This window comes from Loktanella sp. 3ANDIMAR09, assembly GCF_001420005.1.
Taxonomy (GTDB): Bacteria; Pseudomonadota; Alphaproteobacteria; order Rhodobacterales; family Rhodobacteraceae; genus Loktanella.
In genome coordinates, this window is sequence record NZ_LJAK01000011.1 from 32,013 (window position 1) to 55,457 (window position 23,445).

At 61.8% G+C, this 23,445-nt stretch carries 21 protein-coding genes and 1 tRNA gene; 16 read left to right on the forward strand and 6 right to left on the reverse strand.

Annotation, left to right across the window (positions count from 1 at the left end; all coding sequences use genetic code 11):
* The first annotated feature begins 173 nt into the window (after positions 1–173).
* From glgB to AN189_RS14655, 5 genes are read left to right on the forward strand one after another with little or no spacing between them, the layout of a single operon-like run.
* Positions 174–2,378 carry a 1,4-alpha-glucan branching protein GlgB gene (glgB, locus tag AN189_RS14635; RefSeq protein WP_056037363.1) on the forward strand — a complete coding sequence of 735 codons (2,205 nt, stop codon included), beginning with the start codon at positions 174–176 and terminating at the stop codon, positions 2,376–2,378.
* Between the two features lie 28 nt (positions 2,379–2,406).
* Positions 2,407–3,678: a glucose-1-phosphate adenylyltransferase gene (gene glgC / locus AN189_RS14640; protein WP_056037366.1), complete on the forward strand. Its 1,272-nt coding sequence runs from the start codon at positions 2,407–2,409 to the stop codon at positions 3,676–3,678.
* Positions 3,679–3,682: 4 nt separating this feature from the next.
* The gene (gene glgA, locus AN189_RS14645; protein ID WP_056037369.1) at positions 3,683–5,119 is read left to right on the forward strand and encodes a glycogen synthase GlgA; all 1,437 of its coding nucleotides are present in this window, start codon (positions 3,683–3,685) and stop codon (positions 5,117–5,119) included.
* Entirely contained in the window at positions 5,116–7,242 is a 2,127-nt protein-coding gene (gene glgX / locus AN189_RS14650; protein WP_253279635.1) for a glycogen debranching protein GlgX, read from the forward strand. Before glgA ends, glgX begins: the two co-directional genes overlap by 4 nt.
* Positions 7,243–7,271: 29 nt before the next feature.
* Entirely contained in the window at positions 7,272–8,897 is a 1,626-nt protein-coding gene (locus AN189_RS14655) for an alpha-D-glucose phosphate-specific phosphoglucomutase (RefSeq protein ID WP_056037372.1), read from the forward strand.
* Between the two features lie 6 nt (positions 8,898–8,903).
* Here AN189_RS14655 and AN189_RS14660 read toward each other — a convergent pair whose 3' ends face one another.
* Positions 8,904–9,719 (reverse strand): AraC family transcriptional regulator, encoded by an 816-nt coding sequence (locus AN189_RS14660; RefSeq protein ID WP_056037376.1) that lies wholly within the window; start codon positions 9,717–9,719, stop codon positions 8,904–8,906.
* A gap of 75 nt (positions 9,720–9,794) precedes the next feature.
* Here AN189_RS14660 and pobA point away from each other — a divergent pair, with 75 nt between their 5' ends.
* The gene (gene pobA, locus AN189_RS14665) at positions 9,795–10,964 is read left to right on the forward strand and encodes a 4-hydroxybenzoate 3-monooxygenase (protein ID WP_056037380.1); all 1,170 of its coding nucleotides are present in this window, start codon (positions 9,795–9,797) and stop codon (positions 10,962–10,964) included.
* Between the two features lie 87 nt (positions 10,965–11,051).
* Positions 11,052–11,384, forward strand: a complete 333-nt coding sequence (locus AN189_RS14670; RefSeq protein ID WP_056037382.1) for an Hpt domain-containing protein — start codon at positions 11,052–11,054, stop codon at positions 11,382–11,384.
* On the opposite strand, the gene AN189_RS14675 is transcribed toward AN189_RS14670, so the two are convergent.
* Positions 11,381–12,151 (reverse strand): DUF2189 domain-containing protein, encoded by a 771-nt coding sequence (locus AN189_RS14675; RefSeq protein ID WP_056037385.1) that lies wholly within the window; start codon positions 12,149–12,151, stop codon positions 11,381–11,383. The two genes, AN189_RS14670 and AN189_RS14675, sit on opposite strands and share 4 nt — an antisense overlap.
* A gap of 57 nt (positions 12,152–12,208) precedes the next feature.
* A complete protein-coding gene (hemN, locus tag AN189_RS14680; protein WP_056037387.1) occupies positions 12,209–13,564 on the reverse strand; it encodes an oxygen-independent coproporphyrinogen III oxidase in 1,356 nt (451 codons plus the stop codon).
* 53 nt (positions 13,565–13,617) lie between these two features.
* Here hemN and fnrL point away from each other — a divergent pair, with 53 nt between their 5' ends.
* The 9 genes from fnrL (at position 13,618) to ccoS (ending at position 22,153) form a co-directional block, all read left to right on the forward strand.
* On the forward strand, positions 13,618–14,352 hold the full coding sequence (gene fnrL, locus AN189_RS14685; protein WP_056037550.1) for a transcriptional regulator FnrL: 735 nt from the start codon (positions 13,618–13,620) through the stop codon (positions 14,350–14,352).
* A 111-nt stretch (positions 14,353–14,463) separates the two neighbouring features.
* The gene (gene ccoN / locus AN189_RS14690) at positions 14,464–16,065 is read left to right on the forward strand and encodes a cytochrome-c oxidase, cbb3-type subunit I (protein WP_056037390.1); all 1,602 of its coding nucleotides are present in this window, start codon (positions 14,464–14,466) and stop codon (positions 16,063–16,065) included.
* Between the two features lie 10 nt (positions 16,066–16,075).
* Positions 16,076–16,801, forward strand: a complete 726-nt coding sequence (ccoO, locus tag AN189_RS14695) for a cytochrome-c oxidase, cbb3-type subunit II (RefSeq protein ID WP_056037392.1) — start codon at positions 16,076–16,078, stop codon at positions 16,799–16,801.
* Between the two features lie 9 nt (positions 16,802–16,810).
* The gene (locus tag AN189_RS14700) at positions 16,811–17,038 is read left to right on the forward strand and encodes a CcoQ/FixQ family Cbb3-type cytochrome c oxidase assembly chaperone (RefSeq protein WP_083484438.1); all 228 of its coding nucleotides are present in this window, start codon (positions 16,811–16,813) and stop codon (positions 17,036–17,038) included.
* Positions 17,031–17,894, forward strand: coding sequence for a cytochrome-c oxidase, cbb3-type subunit III (gene ccoP, locus AN189_RS14705; protein ID WP_056037396.1), 864 nt, complete (start codon positions 17,031–17,033; stop codon positions 17,892–17,894). The genes AN189_RS14700 and ccoP overlap by 8 nt, the downstream gene beginning before the upstream one ends.
* A 152-nt stretch (positions 17,895–18,046) precedes the next feature.
* Complete coding sequence (ccoG, locus tag AN189_RS14710; protein ID WP_056037399.1) at positions 18,047–19,456, forward strand: cytochrome c oxidase accessory protein CcoG; 1,410 nt, start codon at positions 18,047–18,049, stop codon at positions 19,454–19,456.
* A complete protein-coding gene (locus AN189_RS14715) occupies positions 19,453–19,902 on the forward strand; it encodes a FixH family protein (protein WP_056037404.1) in 450 nt (149 codons plus the stop codon). The genes ccoG and AN189_RS14715 overlap by 4 nt, the downstream gene beginning before the upstream one ends.
* The gene (locus AN189_RS14720; protein WP_056037407.1) at positions 19,899–22,016 is read left to right on the forward strand and encodes a heavy metal translocating P-type ATPase; all 2,118 of its coding nucleotides are present in this window, start codon (positions 19,899–19,901) and stop codon (positions 22,014–22,016) included. Before AN189_RS14715 ends, AN189_RS14720 begins: the two co-directional genes overlap by 4 nt.
* Positions 22,013–22,153, forward strand: coding sequence for a cbb3-type cytochrome oxidase assembly protein CcoS (ccoS, locus tag AN189_RS14725; RefSeq protein WP_056037410.1), 141 nt, complete (start codon positions 22,013–22,015; stop codon positions 22,151–22,153). The genes AN189_RS14720 and ccoS overlap by 4 nt, the downstream gene beginning before the upstream one ends.
* A gap of 15 nt (positions 22,154–22,168) precedes the next feature.
* On the opposite strand, the gene AN189_RS14730 is transcribed toward ccoS, so the two are convergent.
* The 3 genes from AN189_RS14730 to AN189_RS14740 form a co-directional block, all read right to left on the reverse strand.
* A tRNA-Leu gene (locus AN189_RS14730) sits at positions 22,169–22,254 on the reverse strand.
* Between the two features lie 40 nt (positions 22,255–22,294).
* Positions 22,295–22,843, reverse strand: coding sequence for a tetratricopeptide repeat protein (locus tag AN189_RS14735; protein WP_253279636.1), 549 nt, complete (start codon positions 22,841–22,843; stop codon positions 22,295–22,297).
* Positions 22,844–22,890: 47 nt separating this feature from the next.
* Positions 22,891–23,376 (reverse strand): Lrp/AsnC family transcriptional regulator, encoded by a 486-nt coding sequence (locus AN189_RS14740; RefSeq protein ID WP_056037419.1) that lies wholly within the window; start codon positions 23,374–23,376, stop codon positions 22,891–22,893.
* Positions 23,377–23,445: the final 69 nt, after the last annotated feature.

Genomic DNA, 23,445 nt, shown 5'->3' on the forward strand with positions numbered 1-23,445 from the left:
GCGGATTCAGGTTCTGCCGCCCTATGGCGGCGCAGCAACACAGCGGCGCACCTGGAATTGTGCTTTACCATCATCAGTTTCGGTCCACATATTTAACGAATGATGAAGACGTCGCTGTCTATCACCGTGCAGATCGGTATTGTTAGCGCTGACACATACTTCGGAGGTTCTTAATGCCGGACACAAAAACCCCATCCGCGACAGCACTTGTCGACTACAATGCCGCGCGTGACATTGTATGGGGTCAATGCCGGAATCCCTTTGATGCCCTCGGCCTGCAACAGCGTGACGGCGGCTGGCTGCTGACGGTTTTCGTGCCCGGTGCCGAATCGGTCACCTGCGTCACGGCAGCTGAACGCATCGCGCTGGACCGGCTGGACGACCATCCTGGCCTGTTCATCACGGCCTTTGCCGAACCGCCCGAAACCTACACCCTCGAAGCGATGGCGGACGGCTATACCTGGTCCTTTGATGATCCCTACCGCTTTGGTCGGGTGCTCTCTGACGAGGATATCTATTTCTTTGGCGAAGGCAGCTACAAGCGTTTGTGGAAGGCACTGGGTGCCCACGTCATGACGCACGAAGGCACCGACGGCACGCATTTTGCGGTCTGGGCCCCGAATGCGCGGCGTGTGTCCGTGGTCGGCAATTTCAACGTCTGGGATGGGCGCCGTTCGCCGATGCGCCCCATCGGTGAATCCGGGGTCTGGGAACTGTTTGTGCCGGGGATCGGCGCGGGCGAAATCTACAAATACGAAATCATCGGACCGAACGGCGAACATCTGCCCCTCAAGGCGGACCCCTTTGGCTACGGGTCCGAACACCCACCGGCGACCGGATCCGTGGTGCGTGATATCCGCGATCCTGCATGGTCCGACGCCGACTGGATGAAAACCCGCGCCGATCTGCAGCACATCGACGCGCCCATTTCGATCTACGAGGTCAACCTCGCCAGCTGGAAACGCGCGCCGGGCAACCGCCCGCTGTCCTATCTGGAACTGGCCGAGGATCTGGTCGACTACGCCGTCTGGATGGGGTTCACCCACATCGAGCTGATGCCGATCAGCGAACATCCCTTTGACGGCAGCTGGGGCTATCAGCCCGTCGGGCTGTATGCGCCGACGATCCGCCACGGCACACCTGACGAATTCCGCGCATTGGTCAACGCAGCCCACCGCAAGGGGCTGGGTGTCCTGCTGGACTGGGTTCCGGGCCATTTCCCGATTGATGCGCATGGACTGGGCGAATTCGACGGCACCCACCTGTATGAACACGCCGACCCGCGCGAGGGGTTCCATCAGGACTGGAACACGTTGATCCCGAATTTCGGCCGGACAGAGGTGGCGAACCACTACAGGTCAAACGCACTTTACTGGTTGGAAGAATACCATTTGGACGGGCTGCGCGTAGATGCCGTCGCCTCCATGCTCTATCGTGACTACAGCCGCAAACATGACGAATGGGTCCCGAACAAGGACGGCGGGCGCGAAAATTACGAGGCCATCGCGCTGCTGCAAACCACCAACACGCTGGCCTATGGCGAGGTGCCCGGCATCATGACCGTGGCCGAGGAAAGCACCGCCTTTCCCGGTGTGTCACGGCCCGTGGAATACGGCGGCCTGGGGTTCGGGTTCAAATGGAACATGGGCTGGATGAACGACAGCCTGCGTTACATGGAAAAAGACCCCATCCATCGCCGCCACCACCATCACGAGATGACATTCAGCCTGCACTACGCATTCGGTGAAAACTACGTGCTGCCCATCAGCCACGACGAGGTGGTGCACGGCAAGGGGTCCATGCTGACCAAGATGCCCGGCAATGCGTGGGAAAAATTCGCGAACCTGCGGGCCTACTACGGGTTCATGTGGACCCACCCGGGCAAGAAGCTGCTGTTCATGGGGCAGGAATTTGCGCAATCCAGAGAATGGAACCACAACCAGAGCCTTGATTGGCACGAATGCGATGATGGCCGCCACAAGGGCGTGCAGATGTGGGTACGCGACCTGAACACGCTGTATCGCGCGACCCCTGCGCTGCACGTCAACGATGTCCGCCCGTCCGGTTTCCAATGGCTCGAGGCGAACGATGCCGATGCTTCGGTATTTGCATTCGTGCGCATTGGCGGCACGGATGATCCAAAGGTCGTGATCGTGATGAACATGACGCCGATCGAACGGACCGGCTATCGCATCGGTCTGCCCGCCAAGGGACGCTGGCGCGAGGCGCTGAATTCCGACGCCGAAGCCTACGGCGGCGGCGGGCGCGGCAACATGGGAGGTGTTGACGCAGAAACCCGTGCCTGGATGGGGCAGGATCATTCCGCCGAGGTCACGATCCCGCCGCTGTCCACCGTCATTTTTGTCCAGGACAACTGAATACATCTGCCACCAGGGAGTGAGACCAATGAAACCCAAGGCCAATCCAAGACTGTCGAACAAGGCGCTGGCATTCGTGCTGGCCGGCGGGCGTGGCAGCCGCCTCAAGGAACTGACCGACAACCGCGCCAAACCGGCGGTCTATTTCGGCGGCAAGACCCGGATCGTGGACTTTGCCCTGTCCAACGCGCTGAATTCCGGCATGCGCAAAATGGCAATCGCCACCCAGTACAAGGCGCACAGCCTGATCCGGCACTGCCAGCGGGGCTGGAACTTTTTGCGGGCGGAACGCAATGAATTCCTTGATATCCTGCCGGCGTCGCAGCGCATGGACGAAGCCAAATGGTACGTCGGTACGGCCGATGCCGTCACCCAGAACATCGACATCATCGACAGCTACGGCGTTGAATATATTGTCATTCTCGCAGGCGATCATATCTACAAGATGGACTACGAGGTCATGCTGCAACAGCATGTCGACACCAAGGCGGATGTGACGATCGGCTGCCTGACCGTCCCCCGGATGGAGGCGACAGCACTGGGTGTGATGCATGTGAACGATCAGATGCAGATCACCGATTTCCTCGAAAAGCCAGCTGATCCGCCCGCCATTCCCGGCGATCCCGACCACGCGCTGGGGTCAATGGGCATCTACATCTTTGACTGGCAGTTCCTGCGGACCCTGCTGCTCGAGGATATGCACGACGATAACAGCAGCCATGATTTCGGCCACGACATCATCCCGCATATCGTCAAGAACGGCAAAGCCATGGCGCACCGTTTTCAGGACAGCTGCATCATGTCGGGTCTGGAAACCGAACCCTACTGGCGCGACGTGGGCACCGTGGATGCCTTCTGGCAGGCCAATATCGACCTGACGCTGTTCACCCCTCCGCTGGACCTCTACGACAACGAATGGCCGATCTGGACCTACGCGGAAAGCGTGCCGCCCGCAAAGTTCATCCACAACGAGGATGGCCGTCGCGGGTCGGCTGTGTCGTCGATGGTATCGGGCAACTGTATCATCTCGGGGTCCGAAGTGACTGAATCGCTGTTGTTCACAGGTGTGCGGACACATTCCTATGCATCGCTGAACCGGGTTGTGGCGCTGCCGCATGTGGACGTGGGCCGCAAGGCAGAGCTGCGCAACTGCGTGATCGACCGCGGCGTGCAGATCCCCGAAGGCATGGTGATCGGTTTCGATTCAGACAAGGATCGTGAAAACGGTTTTCGCGTCACTGACAAGGGCATCGTGCTGGTCACCAAGGCCATGATCGACGCCTATCTCGCGCGGTCCTGATCCCATGGGTGGTCGGGTCCTATCGGTCACGTCGGAATGCGTGCCCCTGATCAAGACAGGGGGGCTGGCGGATGTGGCCGGTGCCCTGCCCGCCGCACTCGCACCGCTGGGCTGGGACATGCGCACGTTGTTGCCAGCCTACCCGGGATTGATCGACAAGCTGGGTGCCGCAACCGAGGTCTGGGCTGACAGCGATCTGTTCGGCGGTCCCGCTTGCGTGCTGCTGGGCCAGATCGGCGGGGCTGCGATCATGTTGCTGGATGCGCCGCATCTGTTTGCGCGCGCCGGCGGGCCCTATGGCAACCCGCATGATTTCGGCGACAATCCCCAGCGGTTCGCCGCGTTTTCGTGGGTCGCCGCCCAGATCTCGGCGGGTGGCACGACCGACGGCTGGACACCGGATATCGTGCATTGCCACGACTGGCAGGCGGGCTTTGCACCCGCCTACATGGACCTATGTGTAGAAACGCAGGCCAAATCGGTGGTCACGATCCACAACATCGCCTTTCGCGGCGAGGCACCGGCCGCGGCGTTGGGGTCATTGCGCCTGCCGATCGAGGCGTTCCACCGCGACAGTCTGGAATATTGGGGCAACCTGTCCAGCCTCAAGGCAGGCCTGGCCCATGCCGACGCGATCACCACCGTCAGCCCCACCTACGCCGACGAGTTGATGCGCCATGAATTCGGTTTCGGCCTGGAAGGTCTACTGCAATACCGTGCCGCCGATTTCCACGGCATCCTGAACGGTGTCGACGAAACCGTCTGGGACCCCCAGACCGATCCCCACATCGCCAAGACCTATGGCAAGGCATCGCTGGCCAAGAAACAGCACAACCGGACGGCCCTGATGGCGGAATTCGGATTGGCGACCTGTGAGGGCCCGCTGGCCGTCGTTGTCAGTCGCCTGACCGACCAAAAGGGCATGGACCTGCTGGTCGCCGCGATCCCCGATTTCATCGCCGCCGGTGGCTGTCTGGCCGTGCTGGGATCAGGCGATCCGCAGATCGAAAACGACCTCAAGTCGCTGGCCAAGGCGCATCCCGGTCGGATCGGTCTGCTCATCGGCTATGACGAAGCGCTGTCACATCGCATGTTCGCAGGCGGCGACGCGGTTCTCGTGCCGTCCCGGTTCGAACCATGTGGTCTGACCCAGCTGTATGGTTTGCGCTATGGCTGCGTGCCGGTCGTCGCCCTGACGGGTGGGCTGGCCGATACCGTCATCAATGCAACACCGATGGCCCTGCAGGACAAGGCAGCAACGGGCCTTCAGTTCCATCCCATCGACGCGCTGGCGTTCGGTCAGGTCCTGATGCGTCTCGTTGCCTTATACTCGGACAAGAAAACGTGGACAGGCCTGCAGAAAAAGGGCATGTCGCAGGCGCTAGGTTGGCAGACCTCTGCGTCCGCCTACGCTGAATTGTACGAAGGCCTAACCGTTTGAATGCCCAACTCAACCAGTCTGTCCCGACGAAACTGCGCGACCATCCGCTGACGGCGGGCAAACCCTTTCCCTTGGGGGCGACATTCGACGGGGCAGGCGTGAATTTCGCCGTCTTTTCCGAACATGCCGAACGGATCGACCTGTGCCTGTTCAGTGACGACGGGCGCAAGGAACGCGCGCGCCTGCCGCTGCTGGAACGCGACGGCGATGTCTGGCACGTTCATGTGGCAGGCCTGACACCGGGTGCAAAATACGGATTTCGGGTGCACGGGCCCTACGCCCCCGAGGAAGGGCACAGGTTCAATTACAACAAACTGCTGATCGATCCCTATGCCAAACGCCTGTTCGGCAAACTGAAATGGTCCGACGCGCTGATGGGCTACCGTGTCGGCAGTCCGCGTGGCGATCTCAGCTTTGACTCGCGTGACAGCGCCTTTGCAGCGCAGCGCAGCGTCGTGGTGGACCCGTCGTTCAACTGGGGACGCGACCTGCCGCCCGACATCGCCGCAACCGATACCGTCCTGTACGAGGCGCATGTCAAAGGCATGACCGCCCGTATGCCCGGCGTTGCGTCAGCCATGCGCGGCAAGTTTCTGGGCATGGCGTCCCAGCCCGTGCTGGATCACCTCAACAAGATCGGCGTGACCACCGTGCAGCTGATGCCGTCACAGGCCTATGTCGACGACCATTTTCTCGTGCGGCAGGGACTGCGCAACTACTGGGGCTACAACAGCATCGGATTTTTCGCACCAGAACCGCGCTACATGACCGAGGAAGGTGTCTGGGAATTCCAGACCATGGTCCGCCGGTTCCACAAGGCAGGCATCGAAGTCATCATGGACGTGGTCTACAACCATACCGCCGAAGGCAACGAAATGGGCCCGACCCTGTCGTTCCGTGGTTTCGACAACAAATCCTACTACCGCCTGACCGACAACGGCCGGGGCTACGTGAACGATACGGGCGTCGGGAACACCCTGCGGACCGAACACCCGATGGTGCTGCGCATGATCATGGACTCCATGCGCTACTGGGTCGAAACGATGCATGTTGACGGCTTTCGCTTCGACCTCGGGACGGCGCTTGCCCGCGAAAAGGACGGTTTCGACCGCGAGGGCGGTTTCATGGATGCCCTGCGACAGGACCCGGTGCTGAGCCGCGTGAAACTGGTGACCGAACCCTGGGACCTGGGGCCCGGCGGGTATCAACTGGGCGCATTTCCGCACCCGTTCATGGAATTCAACGACAAGTTCCGCGACGGCGTGCGCAAATACTGGCGCGGGGATTCCGGCCTGACCGCCAATCTGGCCAAACGGGTCGCCGGCAGTGCCCGCCAGTTCGATCATTCGGGCCGCAACGCCACCGCCTCGATCAACTTTGTGACCGTGCATGACGGCATGGTTCTGGATGATCTGGTATCCTACAACGTCAAGCACAACGCCGCCAACGGCGAGGACAATCGCGACGGCAAGGACGACAATTATTCCGACAACATGGGTGTCGAAGGTCCGACCGATGATCCCGCGATCCGGGCCGCCCGCGCCCAGCGCAAACGCAACCTGCTGGCCACCGTGTTCCTGTCGCAGGGCACGCCGTTCCTGCTGGGCGGGGACGAAATCGGCAACAGCCAATGGGGCAACAACAACACCTTTGCCCAGGACAACGACACGGGCTGGCTGAACTGGGACCGTCTGGATCAAAAGCTGCTGGATTTTGTCGCGCGGCTGTCCCTTCTGCGTCGCGACCACCCGGTGTTGCGGCAGACGCGGTTCCTGCATTCTCGCCCCCGCCGCGAAGACGGCATGCCCGACCTGTTCTGGCGCAAACCCGACGGCACCCCGCCCACACAAGAAGACTGGGACGATCACCGCTGGCGCGCCCTGTCTGTCGAAATGCGCACCGCCTCTGACACGCCCGACTATGCGGCGTCGCATGATGTAGTGTTCATCACCTTCAACGCGGGTCCGGCCGTCGACATCACCCTGCCGGATTGCAGCACGGACAGTCCGTGGGAATTGATCCTGGATACGGCCAACCCAGAGGACGGCACCCAGTGCATCGCCACACGCACCATCCGTGTTGCAGCGGATTCTGTCTGTGTCTTTGCTCGGACGACGGATTGATCTAGCTTCCTGTGTAACAGGAGGACCCCATGAACACCGTTGCAACGACACCCATCGACGGGCAAAAGCCCGGAACCTCTGGCCTGCGCAAGAAAACCCGCGTTTTCATGCAGCCGCATTTCCTAGAGAACTTTGTCCAGAGCATCTTCGACGGGATCGGCGGTGCCAGGGGCAAAACCTTTGTGCTGGGCGGTGACGGGCGTTTTTTCAATGAACGCGCCGCACAGGTGATCCTGCGCATGGCGGCTGCCAATGGTGCAGCCCATGTCATCGTCGGGCGCGATGCGCTGCTGTCGACCCCTGCGGCCAGCCATCTGATCCGCCTGAACAAGACCGACGGTGGCATCATCATGTCCGCCAGCCACAACCCCGGCGGCGAGGACGAGGATTTCGGCGTCAAGTTCAACATGGCCAACGGTGGCCCTGCCCCTGAATCCGTCACCAATGCGATGTTCGAACGCACCCGGACCATTCAGGAATACCACATCGTCACGGCACAGGACGTGGACCTGAGCACGGTGGGTGACACGGAACTGGCGGGAATGAAAATCACCGTCGTTGATCCGGTGGCCGATTATGCGGCGCTGATGGAAACCCTGTTCGATTTCGATGCGATACGCGCGATGTTTGCGGGTGGGTTCCGCATCCAGTTCGACGCCATGTGCGCGATCACCGGCCCTTATGGTCATGAGATCCTTGAAAACCGTCTGGGGGCCGCACCGGGCAGCGTGGTGCATGGCACCCCCCTGCCCGATTTCGGCGGCATGCACCCGGACCCCAACCCGACGTGGGCGCACGAGCTGATGGACACCATGAACGGTCCTGACGCGCCCGATTTCGGGGCCGCCAGCGACGGCGATGGCGACCGCAACATGGTCGTTGGCCCCAACATCTACGTCAGCCCATCCGACAGCCTGGCTGTTCTCGCGGCCAATGCGCATCTGGCCAAGGGCTATGCCGCGGGCCTCAAGGGGGTCGCGCGGTCCATGCCGACCTCTGCCGCCGTTGACCGTGTCGCGGAAAAAATGGGGCTGGCCTGCTTTGAAACCCCGACAGGCTGGAAATTCTTTGGCAACCTGATGGATGACGGCCGCGTGTCGCTGTGTGGCGAGGAATCATTCGGCACCGGATCCGACCATGTGCGCGAAAAGGACGGTCTGTGGGCGATCCTGATGTGGCTGAACATCCTGGCCAAACGCCAGATGAGCGTGGCCGAAATCATGCATGACCACTGGCAAAGCTACGGGCGCAACTACTATTCCCGCCACGACTACGAGGCCGTGGACAGTGACATCGCCAACACGATGATGGACGATCTGCGCAGCAGGTTCGATGGGCTGGTCGGCCAGACCATTCAGGGGCACCGCGTCAGCGACGCCGACGATTATGCCTATCACGATCCGGTGGACGGATCGGTCAGCGCACAGCAGGGTATCCGTGTCCTGTTCGACGGTGGTGCGCGTTTCGTGATCCGGTTGTCGGGCACAGGCACATCGGGGGCCACGATCCGGCTGTATCTGGAATCGCTGGAAACCGATCCTGCGAATTTCGATCAGGACCCGCAGGACGCATTGCGCTGGATCATTCTGGCGGCCGAAGACATCGCCGGAATCCGCGCCCGCACAGGCAAGTCGGGCCCCGATGTCACGACCTGACCACGCCTAGCCCTCAAACCGCTTGCGATAGGCGCGCGGGGTGCAGCCGATCCCCTTGCGAAATGCACGGGCAAAATGTGTGGGGTCCGAAAACCCCAGATCATAGGCGATCACGGTGACCGGCTGGCGCGTATAGGCCAGCCGTTTGCACGCCAGTTCCAGCCGGTAGCCCATCACAGCCCCCATGACAGAGGTCTGGGCGCGGGCGCGCACGACCCTGTTCAGACTGGAGGTCGACGCGCCCAGACTGCGGGCGTAATCAGCAACACCCCATCCTTGGGTGGCGTGATTGCGCACGGCCACCTCGAAACGTGTAAACAGATCCGCGGTGTTGCCCGGGGCTGGTGTTGCTTCGGCACATTCCCAGATCAACGCCGCGGCGAGCGCGCGCAAACTGGGATCACGGGGACCATCCGCGTCCGCATGCCGGTCCTGCAGGATATCAATCAGCCCCGTGATGCGCGCGGTCGCCGCACGTTGCTGGACGCGGTCCACCTGCAGGGCGCTGTCGTCCAGCAGTGTCGTGGGAATGGACACGACGACCCCGACGGTCCCGGCAGCAAAGGTAAAGCCATGCACGGCATTCGGCGGCAGTACGACCACGACCGGTGGCGTCAGCCTGTCCGACCCATCCGCCAGATGCAGTTTCGCCTCGCCTTGCTGGACGTAGAGCACCTGCAAAAGACCGGGATGCCGGTGGCTGGCAATGCGCCAACCGTGCTGTGCGGCGCGGTCCACGATGGCCTCGACATGCAGAACGTCGGGGAAAATCGCACGCTCGCCAAACAATGCATAATCGGGCAGTTTGATTGTATTGGTCAAGTATAAGCCCCGATTCTGCCAGATATGGCCGCTGCATGAACGTATTGTGCCAGCCAGTCAGGGGAGGTGTCTATCATGCGCACGCAGGTTTGTATCATTGGTGGCGGGCCGTCCGGTCTGCTGTTGTCGCAACTGCTGGACCGGGCCGGGATCGATACTGTCGTGCTGGAACGGCGCAGCCGTGACTATGTGCTGTCGCGCATCCGCGCAGGCGTGCTGGAATCCGGCACCGTCGGCATGTTGGAAAAGGCCGGGATCGCCACCCGCGCCCACGCCGAAGGGTTGCCCCACACCGGCACTTACCTTGCTGTGCAGAACACCGGATTTCGCATCGATTTCGACGCGCTGATCGGCAAACAGGTGCTGGTCTATGGCCAGACCGAAGTGACACGCGACCTCTATGATGCCCGCGAAAAGGCGGGTGGAATCGTGATCCACGACCTTGACGGGGTCGAATTGCATGATCTTGATACCGACGCGCCCCATGTCACCTACGTCAAGGACGGCACGACACACCGGATCGATTGCGACTATGTTGCGGGATGCGACGGGTTTCACGGGCCCTCGCGGCAGGCCATCCCAAAGGATGTTCTGACAGAATACGAACGGGTCTATCCCTTTGGCTGGCTGGGCGTCATGGCCGATCTGCCTCCTGTCAGTCACGAACTGATCTATGCCAACCATCCGCGCGGCTTTGCACTGGCCTCGATGCGCAGCCCGACGCGCAGCCGCTATTATATTCAGGCACCCGTCGATGACCCCTTGGACAAATGGACTGACGACGCGTTCTGGGATGAATTCCGCAGACGACTGCCGCACGATTCCGCCGAGGCGCTGATCACCGGGCCGACCATTGAAAAATCCATCGCGCCGCTGCGGTCCTATGTGGCTGACCCGATGAAATGGGGGCGACTGTTTCTGGTCGGGGACGCGGCCCATATCGTGCCCCCCACAGGGGCCAAGGGGCTGAATCTGGCCGTCTCCGACGTGCACTATCTGTTCGAGGCGCTGACCAGTCACTACCGGGACGGGGACGACCACGGGATCGAGACCTATTCCCAGACCGCGCTCAAAAGGGTGTGGAACGCGATCCGGTTCAGCTGGTGGTTCACGACGACCATGCACCGTTTTCCCGGGCAGGAACCCTTTGATCAGGCGATCCAGGACAGCGAATTGCGGAACCTGCAGGCTTCGGTCAATGCGCAGACCGTGTTTTCCGAGAACTATGTCGGGATGCCTTATTAACCTCTGAATTGCCCGTATCGGATCACACTGTCGCCCCAGTCACCGACCAGACATGTCCTCAGCCGCCGAAAGAATGAGGATTGCGCAATGACACAGACGACAGTGAACCCCGTTTACATGGGTCGGATGCAGCAACGCTTTATCCAGAACTATTATGCGCGGCACGATGCCCTCGAAGTGCTGTTCGAGGCCAAGGCCTATCGTGACGCATTGGCGATCCTGTCCGACGTTCACGGCTCTGCCGAGTCGCTGGGGCTGACGACATTAGGTCAGGCGGCCGCGCTGGTGCGTGATTTTCTGACCACCGAACTGAACACGGCCGAACCCTCGGACCGGATGATGCATACGGCGCTGAACGCCTATCTCGATGTGTCGATGGAGTTCTGCAACCCGACCGAACGGTTCCTCGCGACAGCCTAAGAGTCGGTCACAAGCCGCCGGTAGAGATGCCACGACGCATGCCCCAGAACGGGCATCGTCACGAACAGGCCCAGAAAAACCGGCAGCGCCGATAGCAGGGTCACGACACCGATAAACGCGCCCCAGACCAGATAGGCCACCGGCTGTTCCAGAACGGCAGACAGCGACCGCAGCATCGCAGTTATGAAATCCACATCCCGGTCCAGCAGCATCGGCATCGCGTGCACACTCAGCGCAAGGACCAGCCCGGAAAACATCGCCCCAACCACCGTGCCGACCGCGATCATGGTCAAACCCGGGGGCGTCAGAAAAACGGCGAGTGACGTCGAAATGTTCGTCATCGGCGCAAGTCCCAGAAACAGGGCAAAAATCATGTGTCCGATGAAAAACCAGAACAAGAAGATCACCACCACGATCGCGGCAAGCCAGGGTATCTGACCAATCCGGGCATTCCAGATCAGGCCAGCGACCTGCCGCAGGCCGGGTCGCACGCCGCGGCTGCGCTGTCTGCTGACCTCGTAAAATCCGACGGCAGCCAATGTACCCACCATCGGAAACCCCAGCACCGCCAGCACCAGCCAGAACGTCTGCCCGGTCATCACCGTGACGACCGCCATGCCCAGCCCGGCCAGAACAAAGACACAGGCGAGGCACAGGTCGATCCACAGGGCTGACCGAAAATCCTTCACGCCCAGCGCAAGGCTGGCCATGAAATCGGACCAGGTGACCGGTCGTATGGCGGGCGGTAACTTTGCATTCTGTGTCATGCGGGTCTGTCCCCTGCGGGTGCGATCACGAAAGGCGGGGTGTCATCGTGCCCCCCGTCAGACGGCGACGGAATGCGCGACCAGATCGGCGCGGAACCCGTCGATGTCGTGGGCGATGATCCGCACCAGCATCCGTGCCTCTGGCCGCAGCGTGACGACGTTGCAACGACGTTCCAGCACGTCTGGAAACCGTTTCATGAGCCCGGCGATATAGGTCTCGATCTGCGACCATCTGTCGGGGAAACTGGCGTGCAGCCTTTGCAGATCGATCCGGAACCGGCACATCAGGTCCTCGATCATCGTGGCGATCAGACGATCCCGGGGCGTCAGCGCAAACCCCTTGCTGCCTGCGAACCCCGTCTCCTCGATCCGCCCGTGATAGGCCGAGGTGGCAACCGCATTCTGCACATAGCCCTGCGCAAACCGTGAAATCGCAGAGGCACCGAACCCGATCAGCGTGGGGCTGGCATCATCGGTATAGCCCTGAAAATTGCGCCGCAGCACGCCCGCCGCATCGGCCAATGCCAGCGGATCGTCGGGTCGTGCAAAATGGTCGATACCGATGGACTGGAACCCCATCTCCTCGAACCGGGTTCTGGCCTGTTCTGACAGCGACAGGCGCATCAACGGGTCCGGCAGATCAGCGGCCCGGATCATCACCTGCCGCTTGGACATCCAGGGCACATGGGCATAGCCATAGATCGCAAGTCTGTCAGGTTCCAGCGACAGAACACGTTCGATCGTGTCGCCGAATGTCGCGGCAGTCTGATGTGGCAAGCCGTACAGCAGGTCCAGGTTCAGGCTGGGCACACCCGCATCACGCAGCCAGTCGACCACATCGCGCGTCTGGGCAAAGGATTGCTGCCGGCCAATGGCCCCCTGCACCACCGGGTCAAAATCCTGCACCCCGATGCTGGCACGGTTCAACCCATGATCCGACAACACGGCCAGCAGATCGGGTGCTGCATCGGTCGGGTCGATCTCGACCGAAAACTCGAAATCTCCGGCAGGGGTGAATTCCCCGAACACCGCCGCCAGCAACCGTTTCATCAGGTGCGGCGACAGGATCGTCGGCGTCCCGCCCCCCAGATGCAGTCGCGACATGCGCACGCCGCCGGGCAAGGCAGCAGCAACGGTCCCGATTTCCCGGACCAGCTGCGTGATATAGCCCGCAACCGGGTCCAGCGTCTTGGTGCCCTGGGTCCGGCAGGCGCAGAACCAGCACAATCGCCTGCAAAACGGAATGTGGATGTAGACCGAGATTTCGCTGCCATCGGGCACGGCTGACAGCCAGCCCCGCTGGGCCTGCAAACCCACGTCGGTTTGAAAATGGTTCGCCGGCGGATAGCTGGTGTAGCGCGGCACCTTGGCGTCGAACAAACCGTAACGGGTGAGGAGGTCTAGATTTTCCATGGTTGAATGTCATAGGGTGGTCCCAGCCAAATTCTTTGATCCAGATCAACCTGATGCAAATTGCCCTGACCGCCGCAGTACGCTGCGCTGAATGCCCCATTCGTCACCGTGCCGTCTGCGCGCGCTGCGACGATGACGAGCTGTCGCAGCTGGAGGGCATGAAAACCTACAAGACGTTCAAGGCCGGGCAACCGATCCTGTGGCGTGGGGACGATCTGGTTTTTGTCGCGTCGGTCGTTCAGGGCGTCGCCGCATTGTCCAAGACACTGGAGGACGGGCGCACGCAAATGGTGGGCCTGCTGCTGCCGTCTGATTTCATCGGGCGCCCCGGGCGCGGACAGATCGATTTCGATGTGACCGCGACCACCGATGTGACCCTGTGCTGTTTCGAACGGAAACCCTTCGAGAAACTGGTCGATGACACGCCGCATGTCGCACAGCGCCTGATGGAACTGGCGCTGGACGAGCTGGATGCCGCGCGGGACTGGATGCTGTTGCTGGGCCGCAAGACCGCACGTGAAAAAATCGCGACCTTTATCCAGATGTTCGTCCGGCGCACCCATACGGATGAACAGGCTGCGGGCCCCGACCAGTTCAACATGCCGATGACCCGTGACCAGATCGCCAATTACCTCGGCCTGACGCTGGAAACGGTCAGCCGCCAGTTCAACAGCCTGAAAAAAGAAGGCGTGATCTCTTTTGGGGATCGCAAGACGTTCACGGTCGTCGACATGGCGGCCCTGCACAATGCAACCGGCGACGATGCAGACGGCGGCATGATCGACTAAAGCTTTTCGCGGGTTTTGATCCAGATCAAGGAAACCCGCCACCACCTTGTCCATACCGACCTTGCGAAAACGGGCAGCTCTTGCGTGCTCGCATGATTGCAAGGGAACACAATGGACTACGTCAAACTCATCATACTTGCGCTGATCACGCTTATCGCCGCAATCGGCGCAAACTGGGCGCATGACCTGGCCTATCAGGTCCACGCCGTCCTGATCATGGTCATTGCCGCGGGCCTGTTCTTCTGGATCTTGCGCCAGACGGACGAACCCAAACCCGCGGTCGATATCCATCGCTATGCCGATGGCGTCATCCGTGCTGGGGTCATCGCGACGGCCTTTTGGGGGATTGCCGGTTTTCTGGTGGGCACGTTCATCGCATTCCAGCTGGCCTTTCCGGCGCTGAATTTTGACTGGGGCCAGCCGTTCACGAACTTTGGCCGCCTGCGTCCGCTGCACACCAGTGCGGTGATTTTCGCATTCGGCGGAAACGCCCTGATCGCTACATCGTTCTACGTCGTGCAGCGCACCAGCGGCGCACGGCTATGGGGCGGCAAGGCGCATTGGTTCGTCTTTTGGGGCTATCAGCTGTTCATCGTTCTGGCCGCAACCGGCTATCTGCTGGGGGCCACGCAATCCAAGGAATACGCCGAACCCGAATGGTATGTGGACATCTGGCTGACGCTTGTCTGGCTGACCTACCTGGCCGTGTTCCTCGGCACGATCTTTCGCCGCAAGGAACGCCACATCTACGTGGCGAACTGGTTCTTTCTCGCCTTTATCATCACGGTCGCCATGCTGCACGTGGTGAACAACCTGTCCGTCCCGGTCAGTATCTGGGGCAGCAAATCCGTGCAGATCTTCAGCGGTGTGCAGGATGCGATGACCCAGTGGTGGTATGGCCACAACGCGGTCGGGTTCTTTTTGACGGCCGGTTTCCTGGGGATGATGTACTACTTTGTGCCAAAGCAGGCGAACCGCCCCATCTATAGCTACAAGCTGTCGATCATCCACTTCTGGGCGCTGATCTTTCTCTACATCTGGGCCGGCCCGCACCACCTGCACTACACGGCCCTTCCCGACTGGGCGTCGACGCTGGGCATGGTGTTCTCGATCGTTTTGTGGATGCCCAGCTGGGGCGGCATGATCAACGGCCTGATGACCCTGCAAGGGGCCTGGGACAAGCTGCGCACCGACCCGATCCTGCGGATGTTCGTCCTGAGCCTCGGGTTCTACGGGATGTCCACCTTCGAGGGTCCGATGATGTCGATCCGCGCGGTCAACAGCCTGTCGCATTACACCGACTGGACCATCGGCCACGTGCATTCGGGTGCCCTGGGCTGGAACGGCATGATCACCTTTGCCTGCATCTATTTCCTCACGCCGCGCCTGTGGGGCCGCAAGGAAATGCATTCGATGTCGGCGATCAACTGGCACTTCTGGCTCGCGACGCTGGGCATCGTTCTCTACGCCGCATCCATGTGGATCTCTGGCATCATGGAAGGCCTGATGTGGCGCGAGGTCGATGACCAAGGGTTCCTGGTCAACAGCTTTGCCGACACGGTTTCCGCGAAATTCCCGATGTATGTGGTGCGTGGAATGGGCGGTGTGATGTTCCTCGCAGGGGCGCTGATCATGTGCTGGAACATGTGGATGACCATCCGCGGGGCCGCACCGGCGCGGGCCGCCCTGCCCCAAGCAACCCCAGCGGAATAAGGAAAAAAACATGGGAATCCTGGACAAACACGCCATCCTAGAACGCAGCCCGACGCTACTGCTGGTCAGTTCGCTGCTTGTGGTGACCGTCGGCGGCATCGTGGAAATCGCACCGCTGTTCTGGCTGGAAAACACTATCGAAGAGGTCGAGGGGATGCGTCCCTATGCGCCGCTCGAACTGGCGGGCCGCGACATCTACATCCGCGAGGGATGCTATGTCTGCCACAGCCAGATGATCCGCCCGATGCGTGACGAGGTCGAACGCTACGGCCACTATTCGCTGGCCGCGGAATCGATGTACGACCACCCGTTCCAATGGGGATCGAAACGCACCGGACCGGACCTCGCCCGTGTCGGCGGGCGCTATTCGGACGACTGGCACGTGGCCCACCTGAAGGACCCGCAGTCCGTCGTCCCCGAAAGCGTGATGCCAAAATACGCGTTCCTGTCGGAAACTGCGATCAGCGGGGAATACATCGAGGACCTGTTGCGCACCCACCGTTTCGTGGGCGTGCCCTATACCGACGATCAGATCGCCCATGCCAGCGCGGATTTTCGCGTGCAGGCCGATCCGGACGGTGACTGGGACGCGCTGGTCGAACGCTATCCCGGTGCGGTCGTGTCCAACTTTGACGGACAGTCCGCCCTGACCGAAATGGATGCGCTGATCGCGTATCTGCAAATGCTGGGCACATTGGTCGATTTCTCGACCTTTACCCCCGATGCCAGCCGATAGGAGGCCGCGATGGACACTTATTCTTTCTTGCGCGAACTGGCGGACAGCTGGGTGCTGCTGGCCATGTTTGCCTTTTTTGCAGGGGCGGCCGTCTGGGCCTTTTGGCCCGGACTCAGCCACGCCCGCGAGGACGCCAGCATGATCCCCTTTCGCAATGATACGCCGGAAAAATCCTGCACGAATGACTGCGCAGCCTGCAAATGCGGCCACGAATGGAAGGACAAATTCCATGACTGACGAACAGATCGACCATGAAACCGGCGTCGGGACAACCGGCCACGAATGGGACGGGATCAAGGAGCTGAACAACCCGCTGCCGCGGTGGTGGCTGTGGACGTTTTACGCCTGTATCGTCTGGGGGGTCGGCTATACGATCGCCTATCCCGCATGGCCGATGATCTCGGGTGCGACGTCAGGTGTTCTGGGTTTCGCCACCCGCACCGAGGTGGCGCAGGACATCGCCGTCCACGAGGCAGAGAATGCCGATCTGGTCGCTGCCTTGAATGCCGCTGACCTGACCGAACTGCCCCCGACGGATGACCTGCACCGCTATGCGGTCGCACGCGGCGGGGCCGTGTTCCGCGCCCAGTGCAGCCAGTGTCACGGCCAGGGTGCGGCCGGCACGACCGGATTCCCCAACCTGCTGGACAACGACTGGCTGTGGGGCGGTGATCAAGAGGCGATCGCCTATTCTATCCGTCACGGTATCCGCAACGACACCGACTGGGACGCGCGGTATTCGCAGATGCCCGCCTATGGCGAGATTTTCGATGATGACGAAATCGCCGCGGTGGTCGAATACGTCACCAGCCTTGGCAACAGCGATTTTGACGCATCGCTCGCGCAGGCCGGTGAGGGTCTGTTCATGGACAATTGCGCTGCATGCCACGGCAACGACGCAGGCGGCAACCGTGATCTGGGTGCGCCAAACCTAGCGGATGCGATCTGGCTTTATGGTGGGGACCGCGCGGCACTGACCGAAACGGTGACCAACGCGCGTTTCGGCGTCATGCCCGCCTGGGGCCAACGCCTGAGCGAAGAAGACGTGCGCGCCGTTGCTGTCTACGTGCATGCCCTGGGAGGCGGAGAGTAGGCAGACCGCGGGTCACCTCCCGGCCCGCAACCCCAAGGCGGCCCTGTTCGCAAAACATGCCGCCTTGGGGCATTTGCAGATGGTGTTTGACACAGATCAAGGCACGACCTGCACCGACATCCTAGACAGGTCTCGCGAACAGGAGACCCTCGATGTCCGAAACACAACTATACGCCCCGCGCGAACCGATCTTTCCGCGCCGCGTCTCTGGCAGGTTCCGCCAACTGAAATGGTGGATCATGGCCGTGACGCTGGGCATCTACTACCTGACCCCCTGGATCAGATGGGATCGCGGCCCGAACATGCCCGATCAGGCGGTGCTGGTGGATATGGCAAACCGCCGGTTCTATTTTTTCTGGATCGAGATCTGGCCCCACGAATTCTATTTCGTCGCAGGGCTGCTGATCATGGCCGGGCTGGGCCTGTTTTTGTTCACATCGGCACTGGGCCGGGTCTGGTGCGGATATACCTGCCCCCAAACGGTCTGGACCGATCTGTTCATCCTCGTGGAACGCTGGATTGAGGGCGACCGCAACGCACGCGTCCGCCTGCACCGCGCGAAGTGGGATCTGCACAAATGGCGTCTGCGCCTGACGAAATGGACGGTCTGGCTGTTGATCGGCCTCGCGACGGGCGGGGCATGGGTGTTCTATTTTACCGATGCACCCACATTGGCCCGCGATCTGGTGCAATTCACAGCGCATCCCGTGGCCTATGTCACGATCGCCATCCTGACGGCGACCACCTTTGTGTTTGGCGGGTTCATGCGCGAACAGGTCTGCAACTACATGTGCCCCTGGCCGCGCATCCAGGCCGCGATGATGGACCCCGATACGATCACCGTGGCCTATCGCGACTGGCGCGGCGAACCGCGCGGCAAGAAACGTGACGCCGACACCGGCGATTGCATCGACTGCATGGCCTGCGTGAACGTCTGCCCTGCCGGAATCGACATTCGCAACGGTCAGCAGATGGAATGCATCACCTGCGCGCTGTGCATCGATGCCTGCGACGACGTGATGGACCGGATCGGCAAACCGCGTGGCCTGATCGGCTACATGGCACTGACCGACGAATCCGCCGAACGCGCGGGCCAGCCGGTCAAATCGGTCTGGCGGCATGTCCTGCGTCCGCGCACGCTGCTGTATACGGCGGTCTGGGCCAGCATGGGCATCGGGCTGGTCTATGCGCTGTTCGTCCGGTCGGATATCGAACTGACCGTCGCGGCCGTCCGCAACCCGACCTACGTGGTCCAGTCCGATGGCGCGATCCGCAACATCTATGACGTGCGCCTGCGCAACAAGCAGGGCGAGGACGCGCAACTTCAGCTCAGCCTGACCAGCGACGCGGCCTTGCAGATCGCCCTCCAAGGTCAGGACAACACCGATACCGTCACCGTTCCCGCCGACACAACGGTCCTGCAACGGGTCTATGTCACGGCCGACCCGCAGGCCTCTGCTGCCAGTCGCGCCGTCACGGACCTGCGGTTCTGGGTCGAAGACCTGGGCAGCGGCGAACGCACCAGCCAAGCCACGACATTCAACGGAAAGGAAAGCCAATGACCGAAGTCAAAGGATGGCATGTCCTCGGCATCTTTGTTCTCGCATTCGGGGTCATCATCTCGGTCAATCTGACGCTCGCGTTCAACGCGGTGCGGACGTTTCCGGGGCTGGAGGTCAAGAATTCCTATGTCGCCAGCCAGTCGTTCGACGCCGACCGCACGGCCCAACAGGCGCTGGGATGGGATGTTGCCGCCCGACTGGAGGGCGACGAACTGGTCCTTGCGATCCGCCAAGACGGACAGGCTGTCGCCCCCGTGATCGAAACCGCCATTTTTGGCCGCGCCACGATGGTGGCCGCCGACCAGACGCCCGTTTTCGTCTTTGACGGTGACGTGTTCCGCGCACCGGTCGATGCAGGGGTCGGCAACTGGAACCTGCGGCTGCGGGCACGGGCTGCTGACGGGACATTGTTCCAGCAGCGGGTCATCGTGCAGGTGCCGTCATGACCGCCGCCTGCCCCGCCTGCGCCGGCATCCCCGCAACCAGCGCCGCCGCCACCGGACCCGCGCTGATGTTTTCGGTGCCGACGATTCATTGCGCCGCCTGTATCGGCAAGATCGAGCGCGGACTGGCCACCCTGAACGGCGTTGCGGATGTCCGGGTGAACTTGTCGCTGAAACGGGTGTCGATCACGGGACCCGTCGATCCTGCCCGCGCGCTGGACGCGCTGAAATCACTCGGGTTCGAGGCCTATCCGCTCGATCTTCAGGCACTGGCTGCGGCACAGGACAACGTGGGCCGCGCGCTCTTGATCCGGCTTGCGGTCGCGGGCTTTGCCATGATGAACGTCATGCTGCTGTCGGTTGCCGTCTGGTCGGGTGCGCAGGATGCCACCCGCGACCTGTTTCACCTGATCTCGGCGCTGATTGCGCTGCCGACTGTCGCCTACGCGGCCCAACCGTTTTTCATCAACGCCATGTCCGCCTTGCGGGTTGGTCGGTTGAACATGGATGTGCCCATCTCGCTGGCCATCCTGCTGGCGGCAGGCATGTCCCTGTTCGAGGTTCTCAACGGCGGCAGGCACGCCTATTTCGATGCGGCCATTTCCTTGACGTTCTTTTTGCTGATCGGGCGTTATCTGGATCACCAGACCCGGACCGCCGCGCGATCCGCCGCCAAGGAACTGACCGCACTCGAGGTGCATAGCGCGCAGGTGCTGATCAACGGTCTGGCCATGACGACCCCAGTGGCGGACATCCGGGCGGGCGATATCGTCGTCGTGCCGACCGGCGAACGCGTCCCCGTGGATGGCACATTGTCCAGCGAAACGGCCCTGCTGGACCGGTCGTTGTTGACCGGCGAGAGCGAAGCGGCAGAAACCGCGAGGGGCGATCACCTGCAAGCGGGCGAGGTGAACCTTGCCGCGCCATTCCGTCTGGTGGCCACTGTCGATGGCACCGACACCAGCCTGCGGCGCATGGCGGCATTGGTTGAAACGGCTGAAAACGGGCGCAATCGCTACACCAGTCTGGCCGACCGTGCCGCCCGGATCTATGCACCTGCCGTGCACCTGCTGGCGTTGTTCGCATTCATCGGGTGGGTGGCCTACGACGGCGACCTGCGTCACGCGCTGAATGTCGCCATCGCTGTGCTGATCATCACCTGCCCCTGTGCACTGGGCCTTGCCGTACCAGCCGTCAGCACGAGCGCGATCAGCAGGCTCTACAGCAGGGGGTTTCTGGTCAAACACGCCACGGCCCTCGAACGTCTGGCAGAGGTGGACCACGTGGTATTCGACAAGACCGGCACGCTGACCCTGCCTGCGCATGTCGACGTGACAGGGCTGGACGCCAGCCAGCGTGCCGTCGTCGCAGGATTGGCGCAGGCCTCCAGCCACACCTGGTCGCGCGCGCTGCTGTCGGAACTGGACGGCGTCCGGGCGGCATCCCTCGATGATGTGACCGAGGATGTGGGCAACGGCGTGCAGGCCCTGCACGACGGTGTGCCTGTCGCATTGGGGCGTGGATCATGGCTGAATGCACCGTTCCGCGGACTAGGGTTCCGGATCGGAACCGCCCCTGCCATCTGTCTGCAAACGACCGAACGGCTGCGCGACGGTGTCGCCTCTGCCATCGCGGGGATGGACCTGAACTGTGAAATGCTGACCGGCGACGGCCCTGCCCCGGCGCGTGACATGGCGGATCGTCTGGGCATCGGTTTCACGGCCGATGCCAGACCGCAGGACAAGCTGGATCGACTGCGCCAGCTGGATCAGCAGGGCCGACACGTCCTGATGGTGGGCGACGGGTTGAACGACACCGCGGCACTGGCCTCGGCGCATGCCTCGCTTGCGCCATCCACGGCTCTTGATGCATCGCGCAACGCGGCTGATGTCGTCATCCTCAAGGAAAGCTTCGCCGATCTGCCTCTGCTGATCCGGGTCGCCCGCATGACCCGCCACCTGTCGCAGCAGAATTTCGCGATTGCGGCGCTGTACAACTGGATCGCGGTGCCTGTGGCGCTCTTGGGCTATGCCACGCCGCTGGCCGCCGCACTGGCGATGAGCGTGTCATCCATCACCGTTCTGTTGAACGCCCAGCGCATGCGGTTCGTCAAATGAATGTCCTTGTGATCCTGATCCCCGTCTCGCTGATCCTCGGGGCCTGCGGCCTGGCCGCGTTCCTGTGGACGATTCGAACCGATCAATACGACGACGCGCAGGGCAACGCCGCACGCATTCTGCTGGATGACGACTGAGCGAATGTCACGTCGTGGTGCCCCCGGCCGGACTCGAACCGGCACGACCAAAAGGTCAGGAGATTTTAAGTCTCCGGTGTCTACCATTCCACCACGGGGGCACGCGGCGTTGGTAATGCGGCACGCCCGCGCGGACAAGCGTCAGATGTCGGTGCCGGGCGGTTCGTCCAGCAACCGGCGTTCCTGCAACCACGGATTCATCTCCACGGCGGCGCGCAACGTGGCCTGACCTTCTGCGTCGCGCCCCAGCCCGAACAGCGTCAACGCCTTGCCGGACAGGGCTGCGACGTGGTTGGGCAACAGGTTCAGCGCGCGGTCCAGATCCGCCAGCGACGCCGCAAAATCGCGTTGCAGGAAATATGACAATGCCCGCTGGTTATAACCCTCTGCATAGGCGGGGCAGTAGTTGACCAGATCGTCGAAAAAACCGATCGCGCCGGCGAAATCGCCCAGATCACGCCGGGTCATTCCCGCATCCAGCAGCGCCTGCGCGTGACTGTCCGGCGCGTCCAGCCAATAGGACCACAGTGCGGACGCAGAACGCTGCGCCTCTGCCGCTGTCTGCGCCCGCTGCATCTGCGTGATCGCCTGCGCCATTTCTGCCGCGTGATCGGGTACCGCAGGACATGCATCCTGCGCCACGGCAGGCCCGGCGGACAACACCAAGCTAAGACAAAGGGTTCTGATCATGCCGACAGTCTTGGGCGGATGACCGCACCCGTCAAGTCACGCAACCGTCAGCTTGACGGCGGCACGGGCGACACGCCCTCTTCCTTGACCGCCTGCATCGCAACATAGGTCGAGGTGCCCGACACGTTCGGCAAGGTCGAGATAAAGGATGCAAGCACCGCACGGTAATCCGTCATGCCCTGCGTCCGCACCTTCAGCAGGTAATCGTATGATCCGGCAATCATGTGACATTGTTCGATCTGGGGGATCGCCAGCACGGCATCGTTGAACGCCCGCAGGGCCGCCTCTCGCGTGTCGGACAACTTGACCTCGACAAATGATACGTGGTCTCTTCCCAGTGCAATCGGGTCAAACAGCGCCCGGTAGCCCCGGATGACTCCATCCGCTTCCAGCTTGCGCAGGCGCGCCTGGGTTGGTGATTTGGACAGGCCGATCCGCTCGGCCAGGGCGGTGACACTGATGCGCCCGTCAACCGCCAGCACGTCCAGAATCTTTGCGTCGAATCGGTCCAGGTCACCAGTCGAATTCGGCATAAATTCCCCTAAAATGCGGGCCATCTGACCCCGCAACAATATGATAGAGGTCAGATAGACTAGCGGCAA

Bases quoted from the DNA above. Each gene is read 5' to 3' on its own strand.
- AN189_RS14735 (WP_253279636.1), bottom strand. From the start codon at position 22,843: ATGATCAGAACCCTTTGTCTTAGCTTGGTGTTGTCCGCCGGGCCTGCC.
- ccoN (WP_056037390.1), top strand. From the start codon at position 14,464: ATGGACTACGTCAAACTCATCATACTTGCGCTGATCACGCTTATCGCC.
- glgB (WP_056037363.1), top strand. From the start codon at position 174: ATGCCGGACACAAAAACCCCATCCGCGACAGCACTTGTCGACTACAAT.
- pobA (WP_056037380.1), top strand. From the start codon at position 9,795: ATGCGCACGCAGGTTTGTATCATTGGTGGCGGGCCGTCCGGTCTGCTG.
- AN189_RS14715 (WP_056037404.1), top strand. From the start codon at position 19,453: ATGACCGAAGTCAAAGGATGGCATGTCCTCGGCATCTTTGTTCTCGCA.
- ccoS (WP_056037410.1), top strand. From the start codon at position 22,013: ATGAATGTCCTTGTGATCCTGATCCCCGTCTCGCTGATCCTCGGGGCC.
- ccoP (WP_056037396.1), top strand. From the start codon at position 17,031: ATGACTGACGAACAGATCGACCATGAAACCGGCGTCGGGACAACCGGC.
- AN189_RS14700 (WP_083484438.1), top strand. From the start codon at position 16,811: ATGGACACTTATTCTTTCTTGCGCGAACTGGCGGACAGCTGGGTGCTG.
- glgC (WP_056037366.1), top strand. From the start codon at position 2,407: ATGAAACCCAAGGCCAATCCAAGACTGTCGAACAAGGCGCTGGCATTC.
- AN189_RS14655 (WP_056037372.1), top strand. From the start codon at position 7,272: ATGAACACCGTTGCAACGACACCCATCGACGGGCAAAAGCCCGGAACC.
- AN189_RS14720 (WP_056037407.1), top strand. From the start codon at position 19,899: ATGACCGCCGCCTGCCCCGCCTGCGCCGGCATCCCCGCAACCAGCGCC.
- AN189_RS14670 (WP_056037382.1), top strand. From the start codon at position 11,052: ATGACACAGACGACAGTGAACCCCGTTTACATGGGTCGGATGCAGCAA.
- ccoG (WP_056037399.1), top strand. From the start codon at position 18,047: ATGTCCGAAACACAACTATACGCCCCGCGCGAACCGATCTTTCCGCGC.
- ccoO (WP_056037392.1), top strand. From the start codon at position 16,076: ATGGGAATCCTGGACAAACACGCCATCCTAGAACGCAGCCCGACGCTA.
- glgA (WP_056037369.1), top strand. From the start codon at position 3,683: ATGGGTGGTCGGGTCCTATCGGTCACGTCGGAATGCGTGCCCCTGATC.
- hemN (WP_056037387.1), bottom strand. From the start codon at position 13,564: ATGGAAAATCTAGACCTCCTCACCCGTTACGGTTTGTTCGACGCCAAG.
- fnrL (WP_056037550.1), top strand. From the start codon at position 13,618: ATGCAAATTGCCCTGACCGCCGCAGTACGCTGCGCTGAATGCCCCATT.
- AN189_RS14675 (WP_056037385.1), bottom strand. From the start codon at position 12,151: ATGACACAGAATGCAAAGTTACCGCCCGCCATACGACCGGTCACCTGG.
- AN189_RS14740 (WP_056037419.1), bottom strand. From the start codon at position 23,376: ATGCCGAATTCGACTGGTGACCTGGACCGATTCGACGCAAAGATTCTG.